Annotated in this window: 8 protein-coding genes; 4 read left to right on the plus strand and 4 right to left on the minus strand. The window is 69.9% G+C overall.

Annotated elements, in window-relative coordinates:
* Positions 1–212 precede the first annotated feature (212 nt).
* From ACTJJP_RS06090 to ACTJJP_RS06105, 4 genes are all read left to right on the plus strand, one after another.
* Positions 213–2,171, plus strand: coding sequence for an Hsp70 family protein (locus ACTJJP_RS06090; RefSeq protein WP_440774120.1), 1,959 nt, complete (start codon positions 213–215; stop codon positions 2,169–2,171).
* Between the two features lie 26 nt (positions 2,172–2,197).
* The gene (locus ACTJJP_RS06095; protein WP_440774121.1) at positions 2,198–4,774 is read left to right on the plus strand and encodes a LuxR C-terminal-related transcriptional regulator; all 2,577 of its coding nucleotides are present in this window, start codon (positions 2,198–2,200) and stop codon (positions 4,772–4,774) included.
* A 91-nt stretch (positions 4,775–4,865) separates the two neighbouring features.
* Entirely contained in the window at positions 4,866–5,609 is a 744-nt protein-coding gene (locus ACTJJP_RS06100; protein WP_440774122.1) for an IniB N-terminal domain-containing protein, read from the plus strand.
* Positions 5,596–6,294 (plus strand): hypothetical protein, encoded by a 699-nt coding sequence (locus ACTJJP_RS06105; RefSeq protein WP_440774123.1) that lies wholly within the window; start codon positions 5,596–5,598, stop codon positions 6,292–6,294. Before ACTJJP_RS06100 ends, ACTJJP_RS06105 begins: the two co-directional genes overlap by 14 nt.
* A gap of 48 nt (positions 6,295–6,342) precedes the next feature.
* Here ACTJJP_RS06105 and ACTJJP_RS06110 read toward each other — a convergent pair whose 3' ends face one another.
* From ACTJJP_RS06110 to ACTJJP_RS06125, 4 genes are all read right to left on the minus strand, one after another.
* The gene (locus ACTJJP_RS06110) at positions 6,343–7,878 is read right to left on the minus strand and encodes a dynamin family protein (protein WP_440774124.1); all 1,536 of its coding nucleotides are present in this window, start codon (positions 7,876–7,878) and stop codon (positions 6,343–6,345) included.
* On the minus strand, positions 7,875–9,791 hold the full coding sequence (locus ACTJJP_RS06115; RefSeq protein WP_440774125.1) for a dynamin family protein: 1,917 nt from the start codon (positions 9,789–9,791) through the stop codon (positions 7,875–7,877). The genes ACTJJP_RS06110 and ACTJJP_RS06115 overlap by 4 nt, the downstream gene beginning before the upstream one ends.
* 127 nt (positions 9,792–9,918) lie before the next feature.
* Complete coding sequence (locus ACTJJP_RS06120; protein ID WP_440774126.1) at positions 9,919–10,773, minus strand: hypothetical protein; 855 nt, start codon at positions 10,771–10,773, stop codon at positions 9,919–9,921.
* A gap of 29 nt (positions 10,774–10,802) precedes the next feature.
* The gene (locus tag ACTJJP_RS06125; protein WP_440774127.1) at positions 10,803–11,669 is read right to left on the minus strand and encodes a hypothetical protein; all 867 of its coding nucleotides are present in this window, start codon (positions 11,667–11,669) and stop codon (positions 10,803–10,805) included.
* Positions 11,670–11,850: the final 181 nt, after the last annotated feature.

Here is an 11,850-nt window from a genome sequence, read left to right on the forward strand (position 1 = left end):
CGCGAAGTATTGCATCTTTACGCCCTGAGTCATACCCATCTCACCTGCCCTTTCATCCTGTTTACGGGTGTGCAACACTTCTGGCACAGCGCCGACGCATACAGGGGGTATTCGTCGGTGGAACACGAACGGGTTCGTTGTCGAACTCTAAGAGTCGGGGGATTCGGTGGTGCCACGCGGCACTGCCGTGCGCCCCCGGGGGGTCGAAACACATGGCTACGCCGTACTTCTTGGCGATCGATGTCGGGACGAGCAGGACTGCGGCTGCGACTGCGCGCTCCGCGCCCGATGGTGCACTGCTGGCGGCATCGCTGCCACTGGGGCGCAACGCCGACAGCACCTCGACGACCGTCTTCGTCTCGGACAGCGGACTGCTGTTCGGGGACGCGGCGGAGCGGCGAGGTACCGCCCAGCCGGAGCGCCTGGTCCGCGAGTTCAAACGTCGCATCGGCGACGACGTGCCCATCGTCGCCGGCGACCGCCGCTTCTCACCGCAGGACCTCTACGCCCTCGTCGTGGGCTGGGTGATCGGCACCGCGGTCGAGCGCGAGGGACAGCACCCCGCCGGCATCGCCGTCTCGGTTCCCGTCACCTGGGGCGATTACCGCACACAGCTCGTGCGCGATGCCATCGGCCGCCTCGGCTGGAGCGATGTGCAGGTCATCACGGAACCGGAGGCCGCGGCCCGCCACTACGAAGCGACCCACCCCCTCGACAGCGGCCGTGCGCTCGCGGTCTACGACTTCGGCGGCGGCACCTTCGACACCGTCATCCTCCAGAAGATGCCCGACGGCAACGTGGACTTCGTCGGCAGCCCCATCGGCATCCCCGACCTGGGCGGCGCCGACTTCGACGACATCGTGCTGCGCCACACCGTGCGCGCCGCCGGCATCCCGGCATCCGCTCTCGCGGGCGTCGAGTCCGACGCGGGACTGCGCATGGCGCTGGCATCGCTCCGACGCGAGTGCGTGGAGGCCAAGGAATCGCTGTCGTTCGACGGCGAGGCCGTCGTGCCGGTACTCATCGGTGACGGACACGGGGCCGTCCGGCTGACCCGCGCCGAGTTCGAGGACATGATCGAGCCCGAGATCGAGCGCACCGTCGAGGTGCTCGAGATCGCACTGGAGCAGTCCGGGCTGAGCGCAGACGACCTCGACGCGATCCTGCTCACGGGAGGAACCTCCCGCATCCCGCGCGTGGCGCAGCTGCTCTCGGAGCGCTTCGACCGTCCGATCGCCATCGACGCCGACCCCAAGGCGATCATCGCCCTCGGCGCCGCCCGCACCGCCGCGGGCGGTGGCCTGGATGCGCACCGCCTCCTCGCCCTCGACGACGCTCCGGTCGACGACGACGACGACCGCGACGACGACGACGCGAGCCCCGAGTCCGTCTTCACCGCTCAGCGGAGCGAGAAGCGCGCGCCGTGGTTCCGACGGGTTCCCGCCACGGCGTACGTCGCCGCGGGTGTCGCCGCGCTCACGGTGAGCGTCGGCGTGGTCAGCGTGCCCGCCCTGGGCGTCGGCATCCTGGCACGTACCGGCATGGTCGTCACCTCGCAGCCCATGGCCGCCGACCTCGACGTGCGCGTGTTCGACGCGCTCGACCTGCCCTCCGCTCCCCCGGCGAGCATCGCCGCTCCTCAGGTGGCGCCCGTCGCGGAGCAGCCCTCTGCTCCGCAGGAGGCCGCAGCCCCCGAGGAGCCCCGCTCCGCGAACCGGAGCGAGGAACGTCAGCGCACCCCCCAGCGCCTGACCCCCCAGGCCGCTGAGCAGCGCAGCCCCTCCGCGGCACCCTCCTCGCAGCAGCAGGCCTCGGGCAGCGGCGGCGGAGGCGGAAACGCCGCCCCGGCCACCCAGCCGTCATCGTCGAACCCGTCGGACCCCTCGACCGGTACGCCCTCGACCGGCACCCCGTCAACCGACCCGACCACCACCGCCCCCTCTCCCTCCGACCCGGCCCCGACCACCTCGCCGACCGATACGCCGGGCACCGAGACGCCGGGTACCGAGACGCCGGTCACCGACCCGCCGCCGGTCACCGAGGAGCCGGCCCCGTCGCCGTCGACGGAGAACCCGCCGCCGACCGAGACCTCGCCGCCGTCGGAGCAGCCGGTCGAGTCGAGTTCTCCGGCACCCGAGACGCCGCCCGCCTCCGCCGAGCCCACGCCCTGACGCGCGGCGACGGAAGATCACCGCCGATGTCGATCTCGAACACGTCCTCCGATGCTGCCCACGGCGACCTCGAGTCGCTGTTGCTGCCGCGCGTCGCACGCGCCCTCCTCGACGCCTCCGTGGCGGCCGTCGAGCCCGCGCCGCTCGCGGTCGTGGGAACGGCCGGCTCCGGGAAATCCCGCGTTCTACGCCACCTCTTCGCGGCGTTGAGTGCGGCCGGCGCCTCACCCGTCGCCCTCACGCACCTCTCCGATCTGCCTCCCGCGGAGAACGCCGTCGTCATGGTCGACGACGCGCACCTGCTCGACGATGACACGCTGTCCGCGCTGGCGGAGCGGCTGCGGACGGGGACCGCGACGGTACTGCTCGCCACCCGTCCCAACCCCGACTCCCCCGCTCTTCGGGCGTTGATCGACGACATCGAACGCCACCAGCCGCCGATGCTCCTCGGACACGTCACGATGTCCGACCTCACCGCGCACCTGGGAGCCGAGGCGACCGACGGCTCGCGGGACTGCCTCTCGCGCCTGCTGGAGGCCACCGGAGGACTCGCCTGGCTGACCGCCGAGGCGCTCGTGCTGCACGGCGACGCGATCTGCGACGGCCGGTGCGACCACGACGAGATCGCACGATCTCTGGACGACCTCGTGTCGCACCGCATCGACTCCCTCGACCCGTCGCTGCGTCTCGCCGTCGAAGCGCTGTGCCTCGACGAGCGCTCCGCGCTGGATGCCGGTGCCGGCCCCGCATGCGCCGCCGGCTACGACGCCGGCCTGCTGCAGCGCGGCGGACGCACGGTGCCGCTCGTGCGCGACGCCGTGCGCGCACGACTGACCGCCGACCGCCTGCTCGAGCTGTACTCCGCACGACTCGTCCGCGACGCCGCCTCCGTGCAGGCGCTGCTCGGCGGCACGACGGACGAGCGAGTGGCATCCGCCCTGCTCGCCGACGGCGACCGCGAACTGTCGCGCGATCCGGCGAAGGCGGCCGAGCTCTACGAGGCCGCCGATCGCGCGGGAGCCCCCTCGGCCGCGCTGGCCTTGCGTCGCGCGCGGGCCGCCTGGGCACTGGGCGACGTGGATGCCGCCGGGACCTTCGTCGACCGGCTCCTCGCCGGCGTCGACGCCCCCGGCGATGCCGCCCTCGACATGGCCGCCGCCGTCTGGGCGATGCGCGGCGACATGGACCTGGGAGAGCAGGTGTTCCGCGGAGGCGTTCCGACGACGTCGGAGAGCCGGGCGAAGTGGGCGATCGCCGCCGCGGGCGCCGGTCGCACCGATCCTGCCGCAACGGAAGTCCCCGCAGCCGTCCGCACCATCCCGACAGCCCACGGCGTCTCGCTCGAACTGCTCTCCCGGGGCCTGCGGGCCTCGCTCGACACCGGCGAGCACGACGGTCTGCAGGATCTCGTGCGTGCCAGCGAGATGTACACCGCGTCGGGAAGCGACTCCCCCCTGCCCGAGCTGCCGGCCGTGATCGCCGCGCTCGTCGCCCTGCACCTGGGCGAGGCGCCCGTGGCCGAGCGGGTGCTGGATGCCGCGATCGCCGGCGCCCAGGGCGGAGCATGGGCCGCCCCCCGACTGCGGCTCTGGCGCGCCTGGGTCGCTCTGCAGCGCGAGCACGCGGCGGAGGCCGAGAAATCCCTGCGCGCGGCGACCGGCGGACGTCCGCTCGGTGCGCGTGATCGCCTGCTGGCCGATGCGGTCGAGCTCGGGCTCGTTCGCCGCAACGGCCAGCCCTCCGAGCTCCCGCCGGTCTGGCAGCGCGCGCAGGAGTCGCTGCTGCGCGTGCAGTTCGACCTGTTCACCCTCGTCCCCCTCGGCGAGTTCGCCGTCTCGGCGGCGCGCGTGGGCGAGTTCAGCGCCGTGCGCTCGTCGCTCGAGCGGGCCGAGCAGCTGCTGACCGATCTGGGACGACCGGCCCTGTGGGAGACGAGCCTGCAGTGGTCGGGACTGCACGCCAGCATCCTGCTGGGCAGCCCCGAGCAACTCACGGTGCACGCGCGAGCCCTGCGCACCGCAGCCGAGCACTCGCCCCTGGCCGCGCGCCTGGCGCGTGCCGGACGCGTGTGGACCGACGTCCTGACCGGCGTCGTCGACGTGGATGCTATCGAGGAGTCCGCCGCCGGCCTCGCCGCGAGCGGGTTCGCGTGGGACGGCGCACGCCTGGCGAGTCACGGTGCGAGCAAGTCGACCGATCGACGCATCATCGCGCGCCTGCTCGCGTGCGCCCGTCAGCTGCACCCGCGCGAGCGCGTGGAGACGCCCGCGGCCCCGGCGACGGACACGGGCCCGATTCCGACGCCCGCGCGCACGGCCGAGGGTTCCGGCATCCTGAGCGAACGCGAGCGAGAGGTCGCGGCGCTGGTGCTCCAGGGCAAGACGTACGCCGAGATCGGCGAAACCATCTTCATCTCGCCGCGCACGGCCGAGCACCACATCGCCCGGATCCGCAGACGCCTCGGCGCCACCTCGCGCTCCGACCTGATGAGCCGTCTGCGGATGGCTCTCGACGACGCACCGCACGCCACGGAGACGGCCGCGGAGGCGGCCGGCAACCGCGCCCAGTCGGCCAGGGTGCTCGCGTCCGTCAAACCCCTATGACCCACTCCGCGCTTTGGGGATTCCCCCCGACGCGCACAGACACCCCTTCGACCTAACGTCGATCCCAAGGAACAACCGTGAGGAGACCCCAATGAGCGTCACGCTGGCGACCATGGCAGATGCGCTGATCGAATTCATCCTGAGCCTCCTACGCGATCCGGAGGCCGCAGCCGAGTTCGAGGAAGACCCGGAAGGCGCGATGGCGGCACGGGGGTTGAACAACGTCTCGTACGCGGACGTGTGCTCGGTCGCCCCGGTCATCGCCGAGAAGCCCCACGTGATCGTGAACCCCCAGCCCGCGCCGGTTCCGGTGGGCCCCAAGCCGGAGTGGAACCCGGTGGTGAAGGAGATCAAGTCGATCACCACTCAGCTGTCGTACACCCACATCGACGACCGTGACACGATCGTCGACCAGTCGGTGAACCAGAACATCTGGGCCAACGGCGACGTCAACCAGACCTTCGGCAACGAAGCCGTCGTCGCCTCGGGTGACGACGCGATCGCCGCCGGCAACGACGTCGACCAGGACACCACCCTCGACAACTCCACCGACATCAACGCCGGCAACGACGTCAACATCGGCAACGAGGAGACGAACACCGACATCGACGGCTCGTACAACGACACCGACGAGACCACCGAGACGACCGACAACTCCACCGACGTCGACCTGACCGATTCGGCCAACGACTCCTCGACGGACGTCGTGGTCGACGATTCGTTCAACGACACCACCGACACCACGGTCGAGACCTCGGTCGACGAGGACACCACCGTCGTGTTCGACTCGGGCAACGACGTCGTCATCGAAGACACCTCGGATGACACCCTCTGACACGCCCTCGGAACGGCGGGTGGGCTCTCACGAGCTCACCCGCCGTTCCGGCGCGCCCGCCCCTCAGGCGCAGGTGCGCCGTTCCCCGGCACCGCCGGCGTACGAACCGCCCCCCAAAGCCACCAAGCCCGAGCGTCCCGCGCTGCACGACAAGGCCGCGGCTCCCGTCATGGTCAAGATGCCGCCGCCCGCCGCGGTGCGTCTCGCGCAGATCAGCTGGGTGCTCAGCCTGGTGGTCGGCGCCATCACGGTGGGGTACCTCTTCATCATCCGCCAGACGATCGATCCCGACATCGAGGCCATCGTGCGCGGGGTCGACTCCTCACGGCCCGCCGAAACGGTCAGCACCGCCGCGGACATCGTCTTCTGGTGCGTGTTCGGCGCGCTGGTGACGGTGCTGCTGGTCCAGATCACCTCGCTGGTGTCGTTCAACAACCGCCGTGACAACGCGCGATGGTGGATGCTCGGAACCCTGATGCTCCTGGCCGTGACGGTCCTGGCGGCGCGGCAGTTCGTGGCCGTCGGCGATCGGGGCGTGCCGCTGGACCGGCTGCTGCTGATCCAGCTCGGCCTGTCCGCCCTCGGCCTGCTGTTCTCGGTGATCCCGGCCGCTCTGCGCTGGACCCGGCGCAAGCACGACATCCGGCGCGGCAGCCCCGGCAACAGCCCCTCCGCGGAATTCTGACGAAGCGGCATCCGATCCTCCACGGACGGATGCCGCTTCTGTTTTCCGTCAGGCGGATCCGCGCGAGAGCACCGCGTCCGACGCGTCGACACCGCCGTCGGCGTCGCCCGCCGTGACGGGTCCGAGCAGATCGGATGCCGCGCCCTCGACGCTTCGGACCACGCCGCGGCACAGGTCGGCGGTGTGCCGGTCGGTCAGGGGCGACTCGGCCAAGGAGTGCCAGCGCGCGAGCAGGCCGTCGATGCGCTCGCGCTGCGCCGGAGGCGCCGCATCGTCGCCGAGACCCAACCGACGCACGGGGGCGAGCCCCGAGCCGCCGACGATCCGCTCCGCCTCGGCGAGCGTGTCCGCGTCGAGTTCCGGCGGAGCCGTTCGCAGCTCCGCCAGCAGCGACAGCTCGCGCAGATCGTGGCTCTGGGCGGTGAGGCGCTCGATGGATGCCAGCAGGCCGGCGGTGTGCGGGCGCGGGCGCTCGCGCACGAGGCGTTCGACGCTGTGCAGGATGCCGCGCGCCTTCAGCGCGAACGCGCGACCGCGGAACTGATCCTCGACGAAGCGCTGCACCTCGACCAGGCCGCTCTGCTGCACGAGCCGGTCGGACAGCGCGGACGACGTCGTCGCCCCGCCGCGGATGAGGGCCGCCGCCAGCCGCACCCCGAACAGGCCGAAGCGATGCAGCAGGCCGCGGCGGATCTCGACGCTCAGAGCGGTGTCGTCGGTGGCTCGGGTGAACCGGTCGACGGTCAGCAGCAGCTTGTCACGCGCCACGCGGTCCATGAGCGCGATGTGGCGCAGGGCGATGAACTCGCTCTCGCGGAGCGTGCGACCGCCCTCGGCAAGAAGGCCGGCCACCGGCACCACGTCGAGCGCGAGGGCCCGCAACTCCCCGTCCCGGCGGTACCGGTCGGCGATCTTCGCCGCGGAGAGCAGCGAGTCGATGCGACCCGAGCCGATCTCGTCGGCGCGGGAGAGGGCGGCCAGCGCGTTGACGGTCTGGGACTCGCCCGCAGCCGTGTCGCGGAAGGCCTCGAGGAACTTGAGGTCTTCGGCGTGCACGTGCCGGAGGAGGTAGATGATGGCATCCGCCGCCGTGGGGGTGTCCTTCGGGATGAAGAAGTCGGTCGAGCGCGCCGAGTTCTCCACGGTCAGCGAGGCGATGCCCGGGGTGTCGATGAGCACCGTGGATCGCAGGCTCTCGCTCGGCCACGCCACGTCGATCCAGGAGACCTCTTCGGCCGTGAATCCGCCCATGTCGAGCACGAGCCGACCCTCATGCCGGCGCACCGGACGCGAGATCCGACGGCCGTCGTGCAGGCGAAGGTCCACGCGGGCGGTCGATCCGTAGCGATACCAGGTGATCGTGCGGGTGCACTCCCCCGCATCGGTCGGGGCGATCCGCTCGCCGATGAGGGCGTTCAGCAACGTCGACTTGCCCGCCTTGACGATGCCGGCGACGGCCAGGCGCAGCGGCTCGCGCAGCCGCGCGCGGAACGACTCCAGCACCTCGACCGCGGCCGCGTCGTCGGCGTACGCGTGCAGGGCGTCGTCGACGATCCGGGCGACCTCGGGCAGCCCGGCGCTCACCGCCCGACCGCCGCGCGGGCGGGACGTGCCGCCTCGAGCTCGGCCGTGGGGATGTGTCCGCGCAGGGTCTCGATGTCCCGCAGCTGCGCCTGCAACGTCGTGATCCGCTTGTCGCGATCGGCGGTGTAGGAGGCCGCGGCCTGCTTGGCCACCAGCACCGAGTCGCTGAGCGAGCGGTGCAGTTCTTCGGCGATCGAGCCGAAGTGGTCGCGGGCGGTGCGCTGGACGATGCGCAGACGGTCCTTCAGCTGCTTGCCCACCTGGAAGACCGTGTCTTCGATGTGGCGACGCAGGAGGTTCTTCGCCTCGTTCTGGCGACGCAGCAGCCGTGACGACATGTCCTCACGGAACGCACGGCGACCCACCAGGACACCAGCGAGCAGAGAGAGCGGGTTGATGAGCGAGAGGCCGACGATGCTGGTCGCAAGGCCCACCATCAGCACGCCGCCGTAGGAGCCGCGCACACCGATGTAGATCTTCTCGGCGGCGCCCATCTTGCCGTCGTCGAGGTGCTGCAGCTCCTCGACCGGGTCGAGGAGGCCGTCGGTGCCGGCCACGTCGATCAGCGGGATGGACTCCTCGCCCATGCGGAACTCGTCGGCCACCTGCTCCGCCAACCACTGCGACCGCTCGTTGGTCCAGACGAACGTCTCGGAGACCGCGGCGTTCACGCGCTGGTCGACCCACTCCGCGATCTGGTCCCAGATGGGGCCGGGATCGCCCTCGTCGATGGCGGCCTCGCCCTCGCGCTGCACCTTTCGCAGACGATCGCGCAAGTCGTGCTCGGTGTCGGAGATCAGGTCGGCGATGCCGTCGGAGAGCGTGACCTGCCAGCGGGAGGTGCGGCTGCGGAAGTCGTCGGCCTTGGCCTTGGCGTCCTCGAGCCGGGCGATCATGCCCGGGGTGTCCTCTGGGTGCAGCAGGGCGTTGAGCTCCGTCTTCACGGCCAGCGAGAGCTGGTCCGACACGGTCAGCAGGTCGTGCACGGCGGCGCGACGGTTCAAGTCCTCCGCCTTGCCCAGCACGTCGCGCCGCAGGTGCGCCACGAGCTCGGGGAAGCCCGACTCGTCGTTGAGTTCGCGGTCCTGCTGCTCGGCGGCCAGCAACCGCAGGTCGCTCGAGACGGCGAAGACGGGAACGTCGTCGATGTCGACGCCCAGCTCGTTGAGGTGCTTCTCGTCGACGCGCTGGATCTCCCGCCACTCGGGGTACAGGTCGGTCTTCGACAGCACGGCCGCGACGTTCGGGGAGATGCGCATCGCGTGGCGCAGGAACTGGATCTCGGGCTCGGTGTACTCCTGCGACGCGTCGGATACCAGCAGCACGGCGTGCGCGGTGGTGAGAGCGGCGAGGGTGGCGAGGGAGCGGGTCGATTCGAGCCCGCCGACACCGGGCGAGTCGACGATGCGCAGACCCCCCTTGAGGATCTCGCGCGGCAGCAGCACCTCGGCGCCGACCACGTCGCCGTCCTGCTCGTCGTCGGCGCGGGAGGTGACGTAATCGGCGAGTCGCTCGAAGGGGATATCGACGCGACGGACCTCGTGCGACTCTCCGCTCTCGCGTTTCACGAGCACGGTGGCGGACGGCTCCTCGGCGTATCCCACGGAGGTCGGCACGCTGGTGGCGATGTCGTCGTCGACGGCGCAGGCGGGGGCGTTGATGAGGGCGTTGACCAGCTTGCTCTTGCCCTGCTTGAACTGCCCGACGATGACCACGCGCACGTGCGGGTCCTGCAGCCGGGCGCGGGTGTTCGTCAGCTTCTCGACCAGGTCCTCGCGCCCGAGGACTCCGGAGTACTTGCGCGCCCGTTCGACGAGGGAGGCCAGTTCTGATACCGGCGCCGGTTTCCTCCTCCCGCCGGCTTCGGCACCGTTCGGCGCGGGAGACGTGGTGGGCTGGGCCGGTGCAGACACGCGGGGGAACCTCTCGGTCGGGCCGACGCCTCTTCGACGTCGAAGGATCTGGGGACGACGATAGCCCCGGGCGGGAGAACCCGCCCAGGGCTACCGTTCAGACGCTTCCGTGGCTACGGATGGCGACTCAGGCGTCGAGGTCGACGTCGGGGACCTGCACGTCCACGACCTCGGAGTTACCCGAACCCCAGATGACGTCGGCGTTGATCGTCCAGTCCTGCGACTCGGTGGAGCTGAAGTCGTCGTTGAACGAGTCGGTCAGGTCGACATTGACGGACTCGTCGTTGTACGAGTTGTCGACCGTCCAGTCCTGCGAGTTGTCGGTGAGCTCGACCGAGATGTCGGTCGTGTTGCCCACGTTGTCCCACGTGGTGATCTCGGTGGTGTTGTTGAGGTTGATGTCACCCTCGGCGTCGAAGTTCGTCGACGCGTCCAGCGAACGCGAGATCGAGACGTCGCCACCGGCGGCCACGGCACCTTCACCCGAAGCGGTGACGGCGCTGTTGCTGAAGTCCTGGCCGATACCGCCACCGAGGACGTTCTGGTTGACCGACTGGTCGACGATGGTCGACTGGCTGTAGATCGAGGCGTTGCCGCCACCGGCGCCCGCGCCGCCCCAGCCCGAGAAGCCCGTGTTGTACTCGCGGACACCCGCGTTGGTCGAGTTGTCCTCCACCGAGTTGTCGGTGTTGTACGAGTCCACCGCGATCTCGTAGGAGTTGCCCGAGTTGTTGGTGGAGTTGTCCGTGTTGCCGGAGTTGTCCCACGAGTTGTCGAGGTTGTTGGAGTCGACGTTGCCGGAGTCCACGAACGACCAGTCCTGCGTCGACTCGTCGGTCGACGAGTTGTCGACGTTGCCGACGGTGTCGAGGTCGACGGCCAGGTTCTGGCTGTTGTTCGTGTTGGTCGTGCTGTTGCTGTTGCCGACGTTCGACCAGGCCGTGTTGCCCGAGTCGTCCACGTCACCGATGTTCCACACCATGATGTTGATTCCTTACTTTACGAAGAGGGTCAGGCCAGGGGCAGGTTGAGGTCGGCGGTGTTGAAGCTGTCCACGACCGCCGTGATGTCGACGTCGATCGCGGTGTCGCTCTCGAACACCTCGGAGGTGTTGAACGAGCCGTCGGCCGAGTAGTTCTCCGAGAAGTCGTTGAACGAGTCGGAGACGTCGATGACGGTGGAGTTGTCGGTGTACGAGTAGTCGAGGTTGTACTCGTTCATCGAGTCCGTGATCGTGGTGATCGTGGTCTCGTTGCCGATGTTGATGTCGCCGCCGGCGCTGAAGTTGCTCGACTCGTCGACCGAGTAGTCCCAGTCGACGTTGCCGCCGGCTGCGATCGAGCCTTCACCCGAAGCGGTGACCGAGGAGTTGTCGAACGACTGGTCGACGTCGCCGTCCACCGCGAGGTTCTGGTTGACCGACTGGTCGACGATCGTGGAGCTGCTCCAGATCTCGGTGTGGCCGCTGCCACCTGCCGCGCCGGACTCGGCCGCCGACGCGCCGCCCCAGGCGCCGAAGCCCGTGTTGTACTCGCGGACACCCGCGTTGACGGAGTTGTCGGTGTGGGAGTTGTCGGTGTTGTACGAGCCGTCGGCCCACTCGAGGCTGTTGCCCGAGTCGTTGGTGGAGTTGTCGGTGTTCAGCGAGTCGGTCCACTCGTTGGACTCGTTGTACGAGCCCTCGTTGAACGAGCCGTCGAGGTCGACGGTGGTCTCGCTGGCGTCGGTGGTCGAGTTGTCGGTGTTGAACGAGTCCGTCGCGCTGAGGTCGGCGTTCTCCGAGTTGTCTTCGTTGACGACGCTCGTGTCGTTGAGCGAGTCCGCGACGGCCGTGTTGAGCGAGTTGTTGATGTCGCCGGTGGTAGGCATTTCTTCCATCCCATTCTCGGGCCGCGGCCCGCAGTACTGTTCGTTCTTCGAGAGTAAGAACGGGCCGCTGATCCGGCATCGGGGGCCTCCCCGGTATCGGGTACGGGGGACCCCGGGGTTTCGGGGGACGGGGAGGGGGACCGCCGGGGGGTGCCGATCGGGGCCGATGGCTTCGACCGGCTCCGCCACA

The organism is Microbacterium sp. 22296, assembly GCF_052045385.1.
Lineage (GTDB): Bacteria > Actinomycetota > Actinomycetes > Actinomycetales > Microbacteriaceae > Microbacterium.